This is a genomic window from Microcoleus sp. BM001215392, from assembly GCF_036700185.1.
Taxonomy (GTDB): domain Bacteria; phylum Cyanobacteriota; class Cyanobacteriia; order Cyanobacteriales; family Microcoleaceae; genus Microcoleus.
Genome location: NZ_JAUBOJ010000004.1, coordinates 1 through 19,937, shown reverse-complemented (window position 1 = coordinate 19,937; position 19,937 = coordinate 1). Strand labels below are relative to the sequence as shown.

General features: G+C 45.8%; 14 protein-coding genes. 4 read left to right on the top strand and 10 right to left on the bottom strand.

Annotated elements, in window-relative coordinates; translation table 11 throughout:
* Positions 1-221: 221 nt before the first annotated feature.
* From QT974_RS00920 to QT974_RS00905, 4 genes are all read right to left on the bottom strand, one after another.
* Entirely contained in the window at positions 222-1,184 is a 963-nt protein-coding gene (locus QT974_RS00920; RefSeq protein ID WP_333466668.1) for a glycosyltransferase, read from the bottom strand.
* 370 nt (positions 1,185-1,554) lie between these two features.
* On the bottom strand, positions 1,555-2,262 hold the full coding sequence (locus QT974_RS00915; RefSeq protein WP_333466667.1) for a L,D-transpeptidase family protein: 708 nt from the start codon (positions 2,260-2,262) through the stop codon (positions 1,555-1,557).
* A 424-nt stretch (positions 2,263-2,686) separates the two neighbouring features.
* Positions 2,687-3,802, bottom strand: coding sequence for a phospho-N-acetylmuramoyl-pentapeptide-transferase (gene mraY / locus QT974_RS00910; RefSeq protein ID WP_333466666.1), 1,116 nt, complete (start codon positions 3,800-3,802; stop codon positions 2,687-2,689).
* A gap of 286 nt (positions 3,803-4,088) precedes the next feature.
* Positions 4,089-4,328: a DUF3134 domain-containing protein gene (locus QT974_RS00905; RefSeq protein ID WP_293135461.1), complete on the bottom strand. Its 240-nt coding sequence runs from the start codon at positions 4,326-4,328 to the stop codon at positions 4,089-4,091.
* A gap of 390 nt (positions 4,329-4,718) precedes the next feature.
* Between QT974_RS00905 and QT974_RS00900 the strand changes: the two genes are divergently transcribed.
* Positions 4,719-6,398, top strand: a complete 1,680-nt coding sequence (locus QT974_RS00900) for a glycosyltransferase family 4 protein (protein ID WP_333466665.1) — start codon at positions 4,719-4,721, stop codon at positions 6,396-6,398.
* An 80-nt stretch (positions 6,399-6,478) separates the two neighbouring features.
* On the top strand, positions 6,479-7,063 hold the full coding sequence (locus QT974_RS00895; RefSeq protein ID WP_333466664.1) for a PAP/fibrillin family protein: 585 nt from the start codon (positions 6,479-6,481) through the stop codon (positions 7,061-7,063).
* Positions 7,064-7,355: 292 nt separating this feature from the next.
* On the opposite strand, the gene QT974_RS00890 is transcribed toward QT974_RS00895, so the two are convergent.
* Positions 7,356-9,560, bottom strand: coding sequence for a transglycosylase SLT domain-containing protein (locus tag QT974_RS00890; RefSeq protein ID WP_333466663.1), 2,205 nt, complete (start codon positions 9,558-9,560; stop codon positions 7,356-7,358).
* 189 nt (positions 9,561-9,749) lie between these two features.
* Between QT974_RS00890 and QT974_RS00885 the strand changes: the two genes are divergently transcribed.
* Both QT974_RS00885 and QT974_RS00880 read left to right on the top strand, forming a co-directional pair.
* On the top strand, positions 9,750-11,228 hold the full coding sequence (locus QT974_RS00885; protein WP_333466662.1) for a leucyl aminopeptidase: 1,479 nt from the start codon (positions 9,750-9,752) through the stop codon (positions 11,226-11,228).
* Positions 11,229-11,784: 556 nt separating this feature from the next.
* Positions 11,785-14,022 (top strand): PAS domain-containing sensor histidine kinase, encoded by a 2,238-nt coding sequence (locus QT974_RS00880; protein ID WP_333466661.1) that lies wholly within the window; start codon positions 11,785-11,787, stop codon positions 14,020-14,022.
* A gap of 193 nt (positions 14,023-14,215) precedes the next feature.
* Here QT974_RS00880 and cydB read toward each other — a convergent pair whose 3' ends face one another.
* The 5 genes from cydB to QT974_RS00855 all read right to left on the bottom strand — a co-directional run bounded on the left by cydB (position 14,216) and on the right by QT974_RS00855 (position 19,703).
* Positions 14,216-15,229 carry a cytochrome d ubiquinol oxidase subunit II gene (gene cydB / locus QT974_RS00875; RefSeq protein WP_333466660.1) on the bottom strand — a complete coding sequence of 338 codons (1,014 nt, stop codon included), beginning with the start codon at positions 15,227-15,229 and terminating at the stop codon, positions 14,216-14,218.
* An 8-nt stretch (positions 15,230-15,237) separates the two neighbouring features.
* A complete protein-coding gene (locus QT974_RS00870; protein ID WP_333466694.1) occupies positions 15,238-16,680 on the bottom strand; it encodes a cytochrome ubiquinol oxidase subunit I in 1,443 nt (480 codons plus the stop codon).
* Between the two features lie 527 nt (positions 16,681-17,207).
* Entirely contained in the window at positions 17,208-17,681 is a 474-nt protein-coding gene (locus tag QT974_RS00865) for a hypothetical protein (protein WP_333466659.1), read from the bottom strand.
* Positions 17,656-18,861: an urease accessory protein UreH domain-containing protein gene (locus QT974_RS00860; protein WP_333466658.1), complete on the bottom strand. Its 1,206-nt coding sequence runs from the start codon at positions 18,859-18,861 to the stop codon at positions 17,656-17,658. Before QT974_RS00860 ends, QT974_RS00865 begins: the two co-directional genes overlap by 26 nt.
* A 200-nt stretch (positions 18,862-19,061) precedes the next feature.
* The gene (locus QT974_RS00855; RefSeq protein WP_333466657.1) at positions 19,062-19,703 is read right to left on the bottom strand and encodes a hypothetical protein; all 642 of its coding nucleotides are present in this window, start codon (positions 19,701-19,703) and stop codon (positions 19,062-19,064) included.
* Positions 19,704-19,937: the final 234 nt, after the last annotated feature.

Genomic DNA, 19,937 nt, shown 5'->3' with positions numbered 1-19,937 from the left:
CACACAAGATTTGTCAATCCTACTTTTGATAGATTAGAACTGGCGGACGGGTAGCTATAAACAGGTTTTTTGACAAAAATCCTGGTAGGAGACCATAGATTAGGTAAATAACCCGGTTTTTTTGGTCAAGAGTGCATCTAGGCAATGTAGTATATCGGCTGCGGCGATTGAAAAATGCTGCCCGTGGCTAGTGCTGGCAGAAACCAGATTAAAGTCAAATATTAAAGTCGCTCAATTTCCCTAGCTAGTTCTGGAAGTTGGGCTTGTCGCTGTCCGATCGCCCTTGCCCTGACATTTATCAGACCGATCGGCGTATGGAACAAATCTACCAGATCCGATCGGGCGATCGCGCATTTGGCGGCAGCAACCGGTAATTCTTTTAACAGCCATCTAGCCAGCCGGTACAAATATTCCGCTGTGGTGAATTCTCGCATCAAATCGACACCGTGGAGTTCGTGCAAATATTTATTCGACTCACCGTAGCGATGCCATTGACTTTGCAACTGTTTTATTGTAGAACGGTGGCGGTGTCGGGCGATCGCGTTTTCGGCAAAATAGATTTTATAGGATGTTTCCCGCAAAATCCGCCAGCACAAATCCGCATCGCCGCCGCTCGTAAGGTACGGGCGAAACAAACCGACTCGTGCTAAAATCTGCCTGCGCACAGCTAAGTTTGCCGTTTGACCGTAGGGACAAAAAGGGTGAGCGAGAGTATGTTTTTGAGATAAAGTATTTTCGCGGGCGGCGTGTTGTTCTAAGAGAGTATTACCGGGGAGGGCGAGGATTTCTCCGCAGGTAATTCCGATGGATAAGTCGGCGAAGGGTTTAACTAAATTTTCCAACCATTGAGGTTCGGGGCGACAGTCTGCGTCGGTAAAGGCGATGATTTCGCCTGTTGAGGCGCGAATTCCTTTGTTTCTGGCTGCGTAGGAACTTTGAATCTTATTTTCGGTGAGATTGCGAATGGTGATTTGATTGAATCCCTCTTGCTTGGGGGATTTGGCTGCTGCTTGAAGGATAGTTGAAGTGCGATCGCGACTTTTGTTGTCTACTAAGAGATATTCTACTCTGTTTGTTGGGTAAGTTTGCGATCGCAAACACTCGATCAAATCCGGCAAATCCGTCTCGCCGTTGTAAACAGGTACCACAACCGAAACAATCGGTAAAAACTCCGCACTGTTCATTAATCCTCTCTGCGGGTTGTTGAGTCAATCAGGACTAAAGTCCGAACCAGTTTGTAGTGAGGACTTCAGTCCTATCTCTTCAGTTTGTAGTGAGGACTTCAGTCCTCTCTTACCAGTTTGTAGTAAAGACTTCAGTCCTCTCTGCTGGTTGTTGAGTCGATCGGGAATTGCATTCCTTGCTACTACCATTGAGAAAAAAGCTTGCTACAATAGAATTGTTGGGCGGAGTGAAACGGAGGGTTGTTTCGTTCACTCAATTTGTCAGGTGCGTCGCTAGCGAGATAGGGCATAAAATTTAGGGATTGCTCGTAGCGACACACCCGGCTCGACTAATGTTGCAGGATTTTGAAAAAATGGTATACGAAGCTAGTTATGGAATAATTTCTACTTTTGTACCTTTTTGTACAAACTGATACAACTCATCAACATCCTGATTCTCCAGCGAAACGCAGCCCAAAGTCCAGTTCGATCGCTCTTTGACAATTTTCTTTGAATTAGCAGGCACACCGTGAATGCCAACCTCGCTGCCCACACTATCGTACCATTTGATTGTACCTGCTTGCTTGGCTTTGATATGTTTTCGCCAAGATTGTTTACTGGGATAATCCAGCCACAGAAATTTCGACCAAGCTGCGTGAGGATAAAGGTCTTTTATGCTAAAAATTCCTTCCGGCGTCCGCGAATCGCCTGCTTTTAGTTTATCGCCTGCGGGATTGCTCCCAAATACAACAGGATAAGATTTGACTGGCTGTTTGTTGTCATAGACAGTCAGCCTGTATTTTGATTTTTCAACCAGAATAGAAATTCTAGTTTTGTCTAACTTATCCGGTTCGCCTAAAAATTGTGCTAGGGGTTTGCCGTAGTTGAATAAATTATCTGATGGAAATTGGGTATGTAAAACATTTAAATCGTCAGCAGGACAATTAGTGAAGCAGAAGACATCTAAAATGTAGGGAATGGGAACAGCATAACCCAGTCTCACAAGTTTCCAGTATAAAAAAAAGCTACCTGTTAGCAATAGAATGCTGGCAGATAAAGCAATTATCCAAATATTGCCCGGTCTTTTTTTGAGTTCCATTGCATTAACTGGGGAGAGCAATTTTCAAAATTATAACTTATGAGCTTGGCACTGGCTCTTCGGCCAGTTCCACAACAGAATGAAGTATTAGTGGCACAGGCCGAAGAGCCTGTGATTTAGCTAGATTTAATAGGGTGCATCTGGTTTTTGAAGCCGGGCGAAGCATGACCGCATATAAGTTATTAGTTATAATCTCATATTCACAGCGGTCATGCTTCGCCCCGGAGCGATATATTTTCCAAACCGAGATGCACCCGATTTAATATTAGTGGCACAAGCCGAAGAGCCTGTGTTTTTTTTTTTACAAATAAGATGCCCGTTCCACAACTGCATTGAGTTCCTGTGGAACGGGCATCTTATTTGTTTTTTAACATGGCAGAAAACATCAGCTACATATGCTGTAAAGTCTGTTACTAATCTGGTATTAACTGTTGCCAGTCAACATCAAAATCATTAACACTAGCACCCCATTAGTTAAATAAAATATCCCAACCACCTGAGTTTCCAGCCAGCCACAGAGTTCTAAATGATGGTGCAGCGGAGCCATTCTTAACAGACGCTTGCCGATGCCATCGGGGCCTTTTGTAGCTTTGTAATAACTTACCTGAGCAATTACTGACAGAGTTTCTACAAAGAAAATACCGCTGATTATTAATAATATCCAAAGGCTATTTGTTAATAAAGCTACCGCAGCCAAGGCACCGCCCAAAGCTAACGCACCTGTATCGCCCATAAATACGCGGGCTGGATTGCGGTTGTGAGCTAAGAAACCAAGACAACTGCCGCTGGCGCAGGCGCAAAAAATCATTAATTCTGGCGAAGTTGAGGCTACAGATGCGCCTAGTCCTAAAAGTGCGATCGCACCTAAACCTCCCATCAACCCGTCAACGCCGTCGGTTATATTAGTAGCATTGCTTTCAGCAACCAATACAAAACCCGCTAGCGGCCAAAACAGCAAACCTAAAGGCAATACCCAGCCGAAAGGCAAAGCAATGCTGGTAGAAATACCTGGTTCCCGGAACATCAGCCACAGACAAAATACAGTTGCAAAACCTACTTGCAAAGCCAATTTCATCCGAGGTGAAATACCTTTATTCGACTGGCGGCGCAGAATTTGCCAGTCGTCGATCCAGCCGATGAAACCGTAAGCTAAAGTTAAGGCCGATACAGCAACAACATCTGGGTTAAATCCCGACCAAAACACTGCAACTGCGACTCCTACCGGCACAAAAAATATGCCTCCCATTGTCGGGGTTCCCGCTTTTTTCAAGTGGGCTTGGGGGCCGTCTTCACGAATTATTTGTCCTGCTTTGAGTTTTTGGAGAACGGGGATTACTATATATCCCAAACCCCCTGCAACTAGAGCACAAACAACTAGCGGCATAAATAGCGATGTCGGCGAATTCAAAAATCTGCCCGCTGCTACATCTAAACCGATCGCTACAATCGCCAGCCCCAAACCCAGCAGCAGGAATAAATTCCTGCCCGTAAGTTTGAAAGGCATAGTAAAAGAGACTTTCTCATCCACAAAATTATCCATATCACTCCTCAACACACACCATTTGAGCGCAAGCAATTAACAATTTGGAATAGGGTGCGATACAGGAGACTGCAAAATCTCTTAGTTTGTCTTCCCTGTTTCCGGTTGATTCCTTTACCCGCAAAAAACGGGTACTACCCCCAGACTTAAGTCGCAGACGAGCTTCAAATTTTAGATTCTTGTCTGCTGGGTGCTTCAGGTAACGCCCGAGTTGGGGTTCCCAGATTCACTGCGCTGCAATTTAAGCTAAAATCGAAAAAAGGAAAATAGACTGAGCTGTTTAAGCTTATTCCTCGCCTACACCCGCATCATCTTCTGCTTCTTCTTCTAAGTCATCGTAAGGACTGTCGTCAACTGCCATTAATTCAGAAATTTCTTCTTCGTGCAGGTAGTCGGGTTCTTGAACATCCCTTGCTAACAGGCGATTGTTAGATTCCAACCAGTCTAAAAGAGATGATTGCTGCTTTAATGGAATTACGTCCGCAGGCAAGTGGCGAGGGATTTGGCGCAGAGATGGGTTGTACATGATTCTCGGTTTCTAAACAGAAAGACGCGATCGAGTAGAGGTAATGTCTTGCCGGCTGACTGCTCTATCGATAGAGCGCTTGCAGCCCGGGCATTTAGCAGGGCTAGGGCATTATACCACAGGCACTGTTTGGTTCCGGATCGGATAGGATGGCAGACTGAGCGAGGAACTCGCCCAATCATGGGCCTCAGGATAACATTAAAATCCGTTTTGGCCAATCCTTTTTTAGCAGTAAGTATTGCAGTTTCAGACGATCGCATTCAAGATATCCCTGGATACAGGGGGTTGTCCCCAGCAGCACGCTGACAACAGTCTCCTAGTTTTTCCTTAAAGCCCTATGCGCAAAGCTTTCTGCCGAATTAAGTCAACTCTCGAACAATAAATGTCAGGATGGATACAACGGCAGCGGTTTTATACAACAAAGAGGGTTACGACACAGGAGGAAAAAAACTTCTGGGGCGTCACTCAGCCGGAGAAGGATTTCTCAAAAGCTTGGTGCAACACGGCCAGGCTGACGGACTATACTGTTTTGCAGACAGCGCAGCAACGTTTCAGGAGTTTTGTTCGCGCATTCAACCGTGGCTGCAACAACCTCGGAAAGTCCTCTGGATTCCCGCGGAACGACCGGATTTGCTATCTCAACCAGGCACAATTTATCGGCCCGACCCCTCCCTTGCTAATCTGGCTTGGGGGCGCAGATTTGTCGATCAGCGGGCTTACAGCGTTTGTGGTGTTACCCATACGATCGGCACAAAATACGTGATGGGGGCGATCGGCGAATTGATATCTGCACCCATGCAGCCTTGGGATGCCCTGATCTGCACCTCTAACGCCGTCAAAACAGCCGTAGAAGGAGTTATGACCGAGTGGTCTGAGTATTTAGCGCAGCGCAACGGCGGTAAACCGGAAATTTTGGTCAAATTGCCCGTTATTCCCCTAGGAGTGGATTGCAGCGCGTTTCCGCAGGGTGCCGAAGCAATCAAGGCGGGCGATCGACAGCGCCGCGAACTCGGCATTTCTCCCGACGATATTGTCGTGTTATTTGTCGGTCGATTAACTTTTTCGGCAAAGGCTCATCCGGTACCAATGTACCTCGCTCTGGAACGGGCGGCCCAACAGACAAAAACCAAAATCCACTTAATTCAAGCCGGTTGGATCGAAGATCCTAGAGAAGAACCCGACTTTAAAAATAGCGCTAAAATCTTTTGTCCCTCGGTGAATGCTATTTTTTTAGATGGCAGACAGCCAGAAATTAGAATTAATATTTGGTCGGCTGCTGACATTTTTATTTCGCTTTCCGACAACATTCAAGAAACCTTCGGACTAACGCCCATTGAAGCCATGGCGAACGGATTGCCGGCGATTGTCTCTGATTGGAACGGATATAAAGAATCTGTACGCCACGAAATCGACGGTTTTCGCATTCCCACAGTCATCCCGCCGCCGTCTGCTTGTTTGGATTTAGCGATAAATTATCTCGACGGTAGTTTGAATTGGCCGACTTATATGGGTCACACTTCCCTAGCTACAGCAGTTGATATTGAGGCTTGCACCCGCGCTTTGTGTGTATTAATTGAAAACCCCGAATTGAGAAAGCAGATGGGGGAAAATGCCAGACAAAGGGCGAGGGAGATTTATGATTGGAAAGTAGTAATTGCGGCTTACGAACAGTTGTGGCGGGAATTAGCAGAAATTCGGGTTTCGGCGCCGGAGTCTGCTCCTTTGAAACCAGGGAAACCGCCTTATCCACTGGGCGACGATCCGTTTCGGGTTTTGGGTCACTATTCAACTCAAGCTTTAAGCAATGAAATGATGCTGAGGCTCAGTGCGATCGCCACACCACAAATTTTAAAACAATTGCAAACTATTTGGTTTACTAGCTTCGGTGGAGACAGGAGAATATCTGTTAAGATTCAGATGGAGATATTACGGGCGATCGAGCAACAGGGTGCTGTCAGCGTCGGGGTAGTTCTCAGCCGTTATGCCGCCAACGAGCAAGAATCAGCATCTCTCTATCGGACGCTGCTATATCTGGTGAAATTTGGTATTTTAGTGATTGGTAATAGGTAATTAGTTCAACAAGACGGGCGCGGTTGAAACCGCAACTACACAAACTTTCGTCAGCCCAGGCCGACTGAAAAATCAAAAAAATGCTTAAAAAATCACGACTATTAGAAATAATTGCTGGTAAGAATCGCGGTTTGCTGGCCACTCCGGGCGACAAACAAGCGATTTTAAGCGCGATCGCCCAATTGGAAGATTACAACCCCACATCTCGTCCTGTGGAAGCCGCAGAGCTGCTAAATGGCGATTGGCGGTTATTGTATACCACCAGCGGCGGACTCCTGAGCTTAGACGGTTTTCCCTTGTTGAAATTGGGGCAAATTTATCAATCCATCCGGGTCAAAGAATCTAAAGTATACAACATTGCCGAAGTTTACGGCTTGCCTTATTTAGAAGGAATTGTCAGCGTGGCTGCGAAATTTGAAGCGATTTCGGAACGGCGAGTCCAGGTGAAGTTTGAGCGATCGATCTTGGGTTTGAGCAAATTGATCGGCTATGAATCTCCGGCAAAATTTATTAATGAAATTGAGTCAGGTAAAAAGTTTGCTGCTGTAGATTTCCGGCTGGAGCCTCGGGAACAGCAGGGATGGCTGGATATTACTTATTTGGATGCCGATTTGCGGATCGGGCGCGGGAATGAAGGAAGTGTTTTTGTATTGACAAAACAGTGATTTTGTGGTGTTGGAGTACAATAACTAACGATCGCACGTGCGTCCTGGCGTCCTCCGCCAAAGTGCATTTTGCAGGCTGAAGTCCAAATTCTCGAACCGTTTTTGTGATGGTAATCGATCGGACATGAGATCGATCGGGATTGCTGACGGGGTGAGGGCCCGACAACAACCCAGATGTGTAAAGAGTTGAGGCTGTTTAAGCCGGAAAAAATGCTGCCGGCGGAGTTTGACAGAAAATAACTGTGATACCAGCTTGCAAAAACAATGCCGTTGGTATTACTACAAACCAGATTTACTGCGGCTTAGCTTTTTTCTGAGAATTCGCATAATGCTCGCTCATTAACTGATTGACTTCTGGATTGTAAATCCGCAAATAATTCCAGTAATTCTCAAACACAGATTTGACATATCCTTTGGTTTCAGGAAACGGAATTTTTTCCGCAAAAGCATCGGGATCGCTAAAGCTAAACCTCTTCAACCAATCTGCTACTGCATTGGGCCCGGCATTGTAGCTCGCCACAGCTAACATCGAGTTATTCTTGTATTCGTCGTGAGTGTGATCCAAATACCAAGTTCCGAGTTTAATATTGTCGTCCACATTCTCCAGCGAATATTTTTTGAGGTTAATTTTTTGGGCTACCCAACTAGCAGTTTCTGGCATTACCTGCATTAAACCTGTAGCGCCAACTGCTGATTTAATCCCGGGCATAAATCTCGATTCTTGCCGGATCAATGCTGTTACTAATATTTGGTTTATTTTGTTTTCTTGGGAGCCTTTGGTAATGTTTTCTAAGTAAGGAAAAGGATAAAGTGCTTGCCAGTAAGCAGGCTGCTGTCTGAGAGCGAGGTATTGAGTTCTATCATCGGGTTTGTCGCGCTGGCGCAAACTTCCAACCATCCACAAACCGTCTAAATTGTCTCCGACTCCAATTCGCATTAAACCGTCGGTAAACTGTTCGGCAATACTTGGTTCGACGCGGTTGATAAATTCTGTTTGCCACAGATTCCAAGCATCTCTATCTTGACCTAATTGATAAAGTTCTTTCAATGCAGGAGATCCGGCGATTAGTTCGGGGCGCCCTCGGGGCCGCACTACGTTGGGAGACAAATCTCTGACTGTGGTAAAGTCCCCTACTGGCCAGCCGAGAAGTACGGCCGACCGCCATGCGAAATATGATTCTGGATAGCGTAAAATAGTGTACTCAAATGCAGTCTGGGCGTCTTGTTTGCGACCGAGTTGAAGAGCCCATTTCCCGACCCAAAATGCTGCTTCTGGTGCTTGTTCGCTGTCGGGATTGTTGGTGGTTAGTTCTCTGGCCCACTGCCAAGCTGATTTGAAATCTCCGGCTTTGGCATACTGCTGGGCGATCGCCCAACGCAGTTCGCCAGATTTATCAGAATTATTGTATTTTGTCAATAGCAATTTGCGAGTTTCTGAAGCAGATTGACCGCTGCCTGCTTTGTCTAGCAGTTGGGATTTATCTAGCAAAGCTTCGGGGGCATAGTTGGGAAAACTGCTGATGGCGCGATCGAGATAAACCATCGCATCCTTGGGATCGCTGACCCGCGACAGCCGAATTAATCCCAAACCTGTGTCTTCGGAATCGGGAAACTCTCGCACTAATTCTTGATAGGCAATTCTCGATTCCGGGATTTTGCCGTCGAGCCACAAACCGCGAGCTTTGCGGTAAAGATTTTTCGGGGTGCGGGGAGCTTTCCCGTAAGCAATAGCTCCTTTGCCATAATCCTGTTTTTCCCAATAGCCAAAGGCTATATCTTCCCAATCTTGGGGTTTCAAAGCAGCGCTGTTTTGCTGCACCAGTTGTTCTAATACGGTGCCGTAATCTTTGAGATAATGACCGTATTTAGCTACTAGCAGCATCAATTCCGGCTGATTGGGATTTTGTTTTAACTTGTTGAGGGCAATTTCTACACTGCGCGGATGAGCGGGAAATTCGGTAACTGCTTGCTTCCAATATTCCGGTTTTGACTTTCCTAAAACAGATAAAGCTTCGGCTGCTACTGGGTCGCTGGGATAGTTTTTTAGCAGTTCCTGCCATGCTTTTTCTGCTTTGCCTTTGTCGCCGCTCAATTGATAAGCTTGCGCGCGTTTGAGGGCAATCTGAGAGGCTAAAATTGGATATTCTGTTTCTAAATTGTCCAATAATGTTAATGCTTTAGCGGCGTTTCCTTGCTGGATTAAATCGCTAGCTAGCAGGTAGCGGGCGCGGCTTTGAGGGGAGACTTGTTGCTGGTCATTGGAATTCCTAGATCGATCGCCCGCAAGTTCAACCAATTTCGCGGCTCTATCGCTCGGTGAGAGCGACACTAGCATCTTGACCGACGATTCGGAATTCGCTGCATCCGGTGGTAGCTGAGCCTTCTGGAAGGGGGGCAAACCCATCCATTTCGCCGCCGCCAGCCCTGAGCCGATCGCGATTACGCAAACTGAAACGCCAATTAAAACATAAACTCGGGTTTTGCGTCGCTTTAGCATGGGAAAATTTAAGAAAATAACAATAAACAACCGATCGCCAGCAGACTTGGCTGATATAGTACCAGAATTTATTTTGATATGGAGCAGAGAATTTGTGCGACCGATATATTTACGTCATCCAAGGAAAAACCACAAACCACCAACGACAAAGTACAATCAAAAATCTAAAATCTAACTGTAAATCAAAACATGGAATTTCTAGTCACCGATACACCCCGCTCCGCTTGGACGGGAGACGCCCTGGTAATTGGTTTATTTGAGGAGGCTATAGAACTCACAGGCGAGCTAGCACAATTAGATGAAAAGTTGGCGGGCACGTTGAAAGAGCTGCTAATGGAAGTAGATTTTCAGGGTAAAGCGGGCACGAGCGCGATCGCCCGCGTCGGCGGCAACAATCCGATTCGCAAAATTGCGATCGTCGGTTTGGGCAAAACAGAAGACTTAAAATTAGACACAGTGCGACAAGCTGCGGGTGTGGGCGCCAAGTTAGCCAAAAAAGAGAAATGCAAAACCCTAGGAATTAGCTTCCCGGTGTGGCAAAATCAACCGGATGTCACGGCCAGCGCCATCGCCGAAGGTGTAGAACTCTCCCTAAATCAAGACAACCGTTTCAAATCGGAGCCCGACGATAAAAGCCCCCAAGTAGAACAAATTCATTTGCTCGGTTTTGCTGGTACCGAAAGCGCGATCGCCCGCGCGCGCCAAATCACAGCCGGAGTCATTTTAGCACGGGAATTAGTCGCAGCGCCGGCAAATTATGTCACCCCGATTACCATGGCAGAAACTGCTAAAAAACTCGCTATTGAATGCGATTTAGAATTAGAAATATTGGAGCAAGAAGACTGCGAAAAACTCGGAATGGGAGCATTTCTCGGCGTCGCCAGAGCATCCGATTTGCCACCTAAATTCATCCACCTGACATACAAACCCGCAGGCACGCCGCGCCGCAAAATTGCAATTGTCGGCAAAGGATTGACCTTTGATTCCGGCGGTTTGAACATCAAAGCAACGGGCAGCGGTATTGAAATGATGAAAATAGATATGGGCGGCGCGGCGGCTACTTTGGGAGCGGCTTTGGCGATCGGTCACATCAAACCAGATGTAGAAGTTCACTTTATCAGCGCCGTCACCGAAAACATGATTAGCGGCCGCGCCATGCGCCCGGGAGATATCCTCACAGCTTCTAACGGCAAAACAATTGAAGTTAACAATACCGACGCCGAAGGCCGTTTGACCTTGGCTGACGCTTTGGTATTTGCTGATAAATTGGGCCTGGACGCAATTGTCGATTTAGCAACTCTGACCGGCGCCTGCGTCATTGCTTTAGGAGAAGATATTGCCGGCTTGTGGAGTCCAGATGATAGCACCGCCGCCGAAATCGTCGCCGCCTCAGAAAAAGCTGGCGAAAAGTTTTGGCGGATGCCGATGGAAGAAAAGTATTTTGAAGGCTTAAAAGCATTGCACGCCGACATGAAAAATACTGGGCCGCGAGCAGGTGGTTCAATTACCGCGGCGCTATTTTTAAAGCAGTTTGTCAAGGATACTGCTTGGGCGCATTTAGATATTGCCGGCCCGGTTTGGAGCGACAAAGAAAACGGCTATAACGGCCCGGGAGCTACCGGGTTTGGAGTTCGGACTTTGGTGCAGTGGGTTCTAGGAGGCGCTTAATTAATTCTCGAATTAACTAGCGCCAAAATGAGACCGTAGCTGGCTTAAAATCCCGCTAGTTTATCTGTGAGCCTGGGTGAAAAACTTCGGGCTCGCAGCTTGGCTGATGTTAGATCAATTGCCAGTAATAAAAACTGTTGGATTGCTGCGAATCCGAGTCCTAATCCATCAGAGTGCTGTAGTCCTGACGGCTAACTAATCTGATTGTGGTGGTTGTCGGAGCGCAGGAAATTCTAGGATTTGAGACTTGAGATTTTAGATTCAACAGCTAGGGACTGTTTCAGGGCTGACCCGCAGGTATGAGAAACTTGGTTACTACAAATTTTTCCACGATTTATCATAAATATACCGAGAAACCCGGCCGGGTTTCTTTCAGGGCTGGCGAGCCCGGGCGAGAAACCTCTCTCAACCTACACAGTTTTGACAGTTACTGCAAAAATAGCTGTTTCATAAAAAATGAAAAAAGTATATAATTATGTAAACATTTCAATTACCCAAATCAAATAGTTGTATTTGATCTGATTTGCATTGGGACAGATAACTTTTTTTGAACTTTATGCAAGAACAATTAACAATTTTTTTTTCGACACTTCCTGTATCTTGGGCAATCAAATGCGGCGCGCTGGATGAGTTGCGACTGTACGCTGTTTTTGACTCAGTGACGGCACTGGTTTATGGATTTGTTGCCCTATCTTTGGTTTGGGCGACGCGCCAAAGTTCTTACCGCAAGATTGCGCTGCTGTTTGCTGTTGGTTTTTTGAGCTGCGGGGCTGCTCAATTGACGGCTGTTTGGACGATGACGCATTCGATTTATTGGCTGTCGTTAACTCTGAAAGCTGCAATTGCTTTGATTTCTTTGCTGTTAGTCGCCGCCGCCATGCCGCCAGCGCACAAATTACTTGCCGAATCTGGTTTGCATCTTACCAAAAATCTTTCACAAGAGCCGTTAAAACAACTAACAGAAAATCAGCAAAGCCAGGGTATCGAGACAGGAAAATTGCTACAGCTACCCATCGCCGAGGGAAATGCAGACACGATTGTCGATCGCACTTTAACTCTTAATTCGCTGGAAGGACAGTTAGAAAAAGAAATTGCGGAGCGGCTGCTAGTTGAGGAAAAGTTGCAACTGACTCAATTTGCGATCGACCGATCGGCAGATGCGGTATTTTGGATCGGCTCGGATGGTAAATTTTTGTACGTCAACGACGCCGCTTGCTCTTCCTTAGGATATTCTGTCACAGAATTGCTGGCTCTGAGCGTACACGACATCAATCCAGATTTTCCAGAAACTGCTTGGAATTTGCACTGGACAGTCTTGAAAAGGTGCGGTTCAGTTAATATAGAAGTTCACCACCTGACTAAGTACGGTAGAATTTTTCCGGTGGAAATTACGATCGACCACTTGCAATTTAACGGCAAAGAATATCAGTGCGCCTTTGCTCGCGACATTAGCGAGCGCAAGCGAATTGAAGCAGCTTTGCGAGAAAGGGAACAAGAATTTAGATCGTTAGTTTCTAACATTCCCGGCGCCGTTTACCGGTGCAGTGCTGCGGGGCGATCGATCGTAACCTTTATCAGCAGCGGCATAGAAGCTATTTCCGGTTATCCCGCAGCTAATTTTACGCTCCAACCGGTGCAGGCTTTTGGGAGCATTGTTCATCCTGATGACGCCCAAGAGATCGATAAAATTGTCGCTAGGGCGATCGAGACAAAACAACCTTACACGCTCGAATATCGGCTGATTCACAGTGACGGAAACCTGCGGTGGGTTGCAGAAAAAGGTCAAGCAATTTTCAACACCGCAGGTAAAGTTTTATCGCTCAACGGCGCCATTTTTGACATGACAGAGCGCAAAGCAGCCGAGGATGCTTTGCGGCTCTCCGAGGCGATCGCCAACAACAGAGCTCAGCAGCTAGAAATTGCTCTCAAAGAACTCCGAGAAACTCAAGCCCACCTAATTCATACCGAAAAAATGTCAAGTCTCGGTCAAATGGTAGCAGGAGTGGCTCACGAAATCAACAACCCAGTCAGTTTTATCTACGGCAATATTTCCTATGCCAGTCAATATATGAGAGACTTATTGCAGCTTGTGGAACTTTACCAAAAACACTATCCTCAGCCAACTGTAGAAGTTCAAGAATATATTGAAAACATCGATTTAGAATTTCTCAGAGAAGATTTAGGAAAAATTTTATCTTCTATGAAAATGGGAGCCGATCGCATTCGCGAAATTGTTCTGAGTTTGCGAAATTTCTCCCGTTTAGACAACTCCGCAAAACAGCCAGCCAACCTTCACGAAGGTATAGATAACACGCTGCTGATTTTGCACAACAAACTGAGAGCTAGAGCCGAATATCCTGAGATAAAAATTATCAAAAATTATGGTACGGTGCCGTTAATTGAATGTTATGCAGGTCAGCTAAATCAGGTATTTATGAACCTGCTGAGCAACAGTATTGATGCCTTGGAAGATGCTTGCAAGCAAAAAAAGCGATCGTCTCCGAGGGATTCGCAAACGGGCAGTGGCGACTGGGAACCAACTATTAGCATTCGCACAGAAACCCTTAACAAAAATAGTATTTGCATCTGGATTGCCGATAATGCGATCGGCATGACAGAAGACGTGCGGAGCCAATTATTTGATCCATTTTTCACCACCAAACCCATAGGAAAAGGCACAGGTTTGGGCTTAGCCATCAGCTATCGCATTATTGTGGAAAAACACGGTGGAGTCTTGATATGCCATTCGGTTTTGGGTGAGGGGACAGAATTTGCGATCGAACTTCCCTTATAAAAAATAAGTTTGTAATGAGGACTTTAGTCCTTCCAGGTTTGTAATGAGGACTTTAGTCCTTCCAGGTTTGTAGTGAGGACTTTAGTCCTTCCAGATTTGTAGTGAAGACTTTAGTCCTTCCAGGTTTGTAGTGAGGACTTTAGTCCTTCCATATTTATTTCATGAGGACTGAAGTCCTCACTACGAACCTATTTTATTCGCCGTGATATCCGCCAGCAACCTTACCCCGAAACACCACATAATTGTAGATATTGTAAAAAATCATAATCGGGATCAGAAAGCCAATGAACACAATCATAAATACCAGGGCGCTGGGCGCAGCAGCGGCTTGGTAAATCGTGAGTTGAGTGGGAATAATATAGGGAAACACAATCAATCCCAAGCCGATAAAACTGAGCAAAAAAATCAAAATCGTCCAGACAAACGGCGTCCGTTCTTCTTTGTTGGCTAGACTTTTAAGTAACATTCCCACAAACAGCACTCCCAGCAAAGGAATCGCTACAAACACATAAACCAGCGGTTTATCGAACAACCTCGCCCGCGTACTTTCGTAAAAAACCGGAGTGGCAATTGTAATTAAAACTGCTCCGATCAAAGTCGTCACCGCCGCAATTTTAGCAGTGCGATAGTGAGTTGTTTGCAATTCCCCGTCAGTCTTCATGATCAGATAAGTTGAACCGATCAAAACATAGCCTTGAACCAGTGTCAAAGCCACCAAGATCGATCGCCAATCCAGCCAATCCCAAGTAGTACCGACAAAATGACCAGCGTCATCAACAGCAATGCCTTCGAGCACTGCACCGAGAGCGAATCCTTGAGCTAAAGACGCCAAGAAACTGCCAGCACCAAAAGCGTAATTCCAGAATCTTTTCCGATTAGAGTGTTCCCGAAACTCAAACGCCACAGCCCGAAAGATCAACCCAAAAAGCATCATGCAAATCGGGATGTACAGAGCCGTCAAAATCGTACCGTAAGCCAGCGGAAAAGCACCAAACAGAGCGCCTCCCATCAACACCAGCCAAGTTTCGTTAGCATCCCAAACGTTGCCCAGACTCGTCATTAAAATGCCCCGGCGTTCCTCGTCGCTCGCAGTCAGAGACAAGATTCCGACTCCCAAGTCAAAACCATCTAACATGACATAGAGCAAGAGAAAAATGCCTAAAATTACGAACCAAACCTGCGGGAGAAAATGCTCCAAAGCTTGCATAAAATCTCCTATTGTTGTGCTTCTACAGGGCGTTGATCGGGAATGTGTTCTGCTGGTTGAGTTTCGATTGCAGGTTGATTGTCTAAACCTGGCACGGGCAGACTTAAATTAGGGCCTTGGCGGATAATTCTGCTGCCAAAATACATGGCACAAACAAACAAAAAGCTGTAGATAACCGCAAAGAAAGTCAGAGAAGTTAAAACATTGGTAGCGGGTATATTTGACACCGCATCAGCCGTGCGAATTTGCCCGTATAAAACCCACGGTTGTCTGCCGACACAGCGGACAATCCAACCCGATTCTACTGCAATATATCCCAGGGGAGCAGCTAATACCCAAGCGCGCATCAACCAAGGTTGACTGCCGATATTTTCAGCAGAAAGTTTGCCCCGTATCCACTGAATTATACTAAATAGCATCAATCCTACAAAGAAGAAGCCAATGCCGGACATGATGCGGAAACAATAGTAGATTAAACCTACCATCCGGGGTCTATCTTCTGGCTTCCATTCCTTTAAACCGAGGACTGGTTCTGAGAGTTTTTGTTTGAATTCCAGAACGTATCCTAAGCCATTGGGCACCTTAATTTCCCAATCATTTTTTTGGGCTTTTTCATTAGGCAAAGCTAGCAAAGTCCAATCAGCAGACTCTCCGGCTGCTGAGGTTTCCCATTTAGCTTCAATTGCTGCTAATTTAGTAGGTTGATAGTGATATACTTGTTCGGCACTCAAATGTCCGATGTATATCTGCAAAGGTGCAACGGCGATGGCTGTGGCGATCGCAATTTTTAACGATTTGGAAAAAAAGGCTTGATTGCGCTTATTGAGGATGTACCAAGCGCTAATACCGCCAATCACAAACAGTGAAGTTTCTAAAGTTGCAAAAAACATATGGAGAATGCTGTTTAATGCAAACGGGTTCATAATTGCTTGAAAGTAATCGCTGACAATAAACTTGCCATTAACCATTTCTCCGCCCGCCGGAGTTTGCAGCCAAGAGTTAGCGACTAAAATCCAAACTGTTGATAGATTAGCACCGAAAGCTACCATGATTGTAGCGAACAAATGAACCAGCGGATGAACGCGCTCCCAACCAAACAGCATAATTCCTAGAAAGCCGGCTTCTAGCATAAATGCCATGGAAGCTTCAAAGCCCAAAATGCTACCAAAAAAGTCACCAACAGCTTCAGAAAATGGTGCCCAATTCGTACCAAATTGAAATTCCATCGGAATTCCTGAAGCTACTCCAATACCGAAGTTTAGTACGTAGAGTTTAGACCAAAAACGAGCATGGTGGTAGTAGTCGGGATTTCGAGTTTTCAGCCACATTCCTTCAACAATTACCAGATAAATCCCCATTCCAGTAGTCAGAACTGGCCACAGCATATGGAATATGGCGGTTAGCGCAAATTGCATCCGCGATAGCGCCACCGTGTTAGATAAGATATCCATCATTATCTCCTTTGGTCAGTTCAATAGAGGTGAGTTTGCACAAGTTTCATAATTGACACTGACAATGTAACGCAGAAATTTACATAGTGCAGAATTAACTGAGTTATCTTTATTAAAAATTAAGATTTGAAGGAAGAAGCAAGTTCGGCAACGGATTGTGTAACGGATTGTGTAACGGATGTAACGGATTGAAGGAAGTCGGAAGAAGTTCGATGGAAGTCGGAAATACAATCAAGGGTTTTAGCAATTAAGCAGGTCATAACTGTGTTGGTAGTTGCTATAATAGTAGTACCATTTTTCACAAATCGTGCAACATAAAATTTTTTGGGTTTGTTTGTTTTCCCCGATGTGTAAAGTGCGTCGCCACTCCCCAAGTCGATTGAATTTAGGGATTGTGGAGAGCGACGCACCCTACAAATACTACAAATACAGTTGCATTTGCATTATTTTGAAAAATGGTATAATTTAGCGATCGCCTCCCAGTTGCTCATCAGCGATTAAACGCAACTGCAAACAGTATTTGTCAATTATCTAACGGTGACAGTGTAACTTAGTTCAAAGAATTTAAAATTAGCTCCTGCTTTGGCTGTGCCGCTCAATTCCAGTTCGTAAATGCCAGCTTTGGGAAACACGATATCAGCCCCGGGAATGCCTTGATATTTTTCGGCAGATATGGCTTTGAGAGACGGCTGGATCAGCGGCTTATCCCCCTTTTTGTGATTTTTGGGATAAACAGCTAATTTGCAATTGCACTGCTCTAACGGGATAATTTGACCGCCCTTGCGAGTCAGCGCAAACCAGACTTTTGCAGGCTCTCGGGCGCGGGGATTGTGGTTTGGTTCCAGGTGAAAAGTAGCGGCTACATCTCCGGAAACTTCGACTTGGTGGGCGAAAACTGCGATCGAGTTAAATTGCGGCGCTGTCGGGATTGTGGCTTGGACTAGCAATCCACAAAAAACTAATAATCCCAAAATTTTACTTTTGTTTGACAGGCGAAACATAGAACTTCTCTAGTGATAAAATTGACCAAAATAAGCGCGATCGCACAAATAAGACACTCAAGGCAATTATTCCCAACAGCAGCGCCCGCCATTGATTAACCGCCGTCCATTCAAAACCGCCGAGATAGTGGGAACCGATGAGTATTGCGTGTAGGGCGCACAGCAAAAAAGCGGGTACTGTTAGCAAATGAATTTGCCGCCACCGCTTCCCTAAATAATTTTGAAGGCGATCGACACTGGTAACAGCCGCAGGTATCATCAACAGCAGCGACAGCATCCCAGCCACCATCGCTAACTGATGCTGCGGCACCATGAAAGACACAGCATCAAAATTCCACTTCACCGTATGATCTAGCAGGTGCAACGTGTGGGCGAGTGCGAGGACAAAGGCGCCCACACCCAAGGCGCGGCGGTAGCGCAGCAGTTGCGGCAAAAACTTGCTCGCCGGACGCGCCAACAGTGCTAGCATCAAGCACAACAGCGCTGCGTGGCCTGTAAAATCAACCATTTCGTCGGTGCGTAACAGGGTAAGAATCCCGATCGAAATTGTCACCCAACCACCCATCCGAAACAGTTGACTCCGCCTGTCTGCGCTCAATCGCCCAGCAAAAAAACCCACTCCCAGCATAGTTGGTAGCGTGCCCAATCCGAAGGCCAGCATCGTCGCCGCACCCAAAATCGGATTTCCCGTTTCCGCCGCCTTAATCTGCGCCGCGTACAGGAAACCGCAGGGAATCAAACCCCACAGCAAACCCAAAGCCACCGGTACCCACCAGGTTTTTTGGGCCGAAAGCTGGTTCATTGCTTGTCCGACTCGATCGTGCTTTATTGGGTGTAACAGCGGCAATCGCGGCAAAAAATCGGGTTTAATTTGCGCTACACCGAACCAAATCAGCATTGTACCTGTCAAAAGTGCGATCGCGCGCCGCAATTCACTACCAGTACCGGCCATTTGTCCGCCAGCAATTAACACCGAACCCAGCCCGCCAATTGCAGAACCGACCAAACCGTAAGCAGCAATTCTTCCCAAATTCAGCAGCAGGTGAAAGCGGAAATCAGCTAATTTATCGTTACGGGAACTAGACAGCGAAAACGCCACTGTCAGCGGGCCGCACATCCCCGCACAGTGACCGAAACTACCGAGAAATCCTAAAGTGCTAATTAGCAGGAGGTCTAGCATTTTGCTAATTTTTCCAAACAAACAACGTTAAGTATTTACTTTGGCAATTGCACCCTGGTTTCTTGACTTTTTATAAAAATTTATCTCGATCGAGCGATTTTGTCAAAACACAAGTTGTCAAATTTTTTCCCAATCTCACCCATATCAAAATTCGTTGTTCGCCAACAACTGTCAACTGTCAACTGTCAACTGTCAAGCGGTCAACTGTTAATACTGTTCGCTAAAATACCCAATATTTGATTAATCTGATTCAAAAAATACTCTACTAAATCTATTTTAATCGCCTGTCCGTCTAGCCTTAAAAATTTCCAAATTTCTCCGGTAGTCACAACTCCACAAATTCCAGATATCTGATTGCCTTCCCGTTCATTAAACAGTTGCGCTGCATACATTTCTGCTACACACTGACCCAAGCCTGCATTAATATTTTCCTTTTTGGCTTCCACAATCAAAATTATTGGCGCGCTAATAATCAGCAGTTCGGGCGATCGACTAATCAGAAAATCGCAACTGCCATTTAACCCCAAATCGCTGTCAACTGTAAAATCGACGCCGGAAAACAAACTGATGCGATCGGCAAAATGTCGGGTAAGTTCTAGCAAAATCGGCGCAATAATCATCTCCGATCGCGATTTCTCGGTATTGCTCGCCAGAGCAAAAGGAACGTTATAAAGTAAAGTTTCTGTTAAATAATTGCTGGGTTCCAAAGCAGGTATAGCAGAGAACAAATCTTGCCTCGGCGAAATCGTTAAATTCAAAGCCTTTTTGACGCTGGCTAAACTGAAGTCGCTGTAAGCCATACATTTTGCACCTTTAATTTCGGGACTTACCCGGAGTGTCATGGGGAGCATATCTTTGTTGTAAAAAGCATTTTTTCTTTGAGTGCTGTCCCGGCTTGCGTATTTTACAATACGCGAGCCGGAACAGCACTATAATAAATGCAAAACTGAGATTCTCCCAGTGTCATGTCACACTTCAATCAATTTGTGTGGTTCAGATAGCGAGTGAGTGGTAAAAAAAATGGGTGCATCTGGTTTTTGAAGCCTGAAGAAGCATGACCGCATATAAGTTATTAG

Bases quoted from the DNA above. Each gene is read 5' to 3' on its own strand.
- QT974_RS00885 (WP_333466662.1), top strand. From the start codon at position 9,750: ATGGAATTTCTAGTCACCGATACACCCCGCTCCGCTTGGACGGGAGAC.
- QT974_RS00900 (WP_333466665.1), top strand. From the start codon at position 4,719: ATGGATACAACGGCAGCGGTTTTATACAACAAAGAGGGTTACGACACA.
- QT974_RS00915 (WP_333466667.1), bottom strand. From the start codon at position 2,262: ATGGAACTCAAAAAAAGACCGGGCAATATTTGGATAATTGCTTTATCT.
- QT974_RS00870 (WP_333466694.1), bottom strand. From the start codon at position 16,680: ATGGATATCTTATCTAACACGGTGGCGCTATCGCGGATGCAATTTGCG.
- cydB (WP_333466660.1), bottom strand. From the start codon at position 15,229: ATGCAAGCTTTGGAGCATTTTCTCCCGCAGGTTTGGTTCGTAATTTTA.
- QT974_RS00860 (WP_333466658.1), bottom strand. From the start codon at position 18,861: ATGCTAGACCTCCTGCTAATTAGCACTTTAGGATTTCTCGGTAGTTTC.
- QT974_RS00905 (WP_293135461.1), bottom strand. From the start codon at position 4,328: ATGTACAACCCATCTCTGCGCCAAATCCCTCGCCACTTGCCTGCGGAC.
- mraY (WP_333466666.1), bottom strand. From the start codon at position 3,802: ATGGATAATTTTGTGGATGAGAAAGTCTCTTTTACTATGCCTTTCAAA.
- QT974_RS00890 (WP_333466663.1), bottom strand. From the start codon at position 9,560: ATGCTAAAGCGACGCAAAACCCGAGTTTATGTTTTAATTGGCGTTTCA.
- QT974_RS00855 (WP_333466657.1), bottom strand. From the start codon at position 19,703: ATGACACTCCGGGTAAGTCCCGAAATTAAAGGTGCAAAATGTATGGCT.
- QT974_RS00920 (WP_333466668.1), bottom strand. From the start codon at position 1,184: ATGAACAGTGCGGAGTTTTTACCGATTGTTTCGGTTGTGGTACCTGTT.
- QT974_RS00895 (WP_333466664.1), top strand. From the start codon at position 6,479: ATGCTTAAAAAATCACGACTATTAGAAATAATTGCTGGTAAGAATCGC.
- QT974_RS00880 (WP_333466661.1), top strand. From the start codon at position 11,785: ATGCAAGAACAATTAACAATTTTTTTTTCGACACTTCCTGTATCTTGG.
- QT974_RS00865 (WP_333466659.1), bottom strand. From the start codon at position 17,681: ATGTTTCGCCTGTCAAACAAAAGTAAAATTTTGGGATTATTAGTTTTT.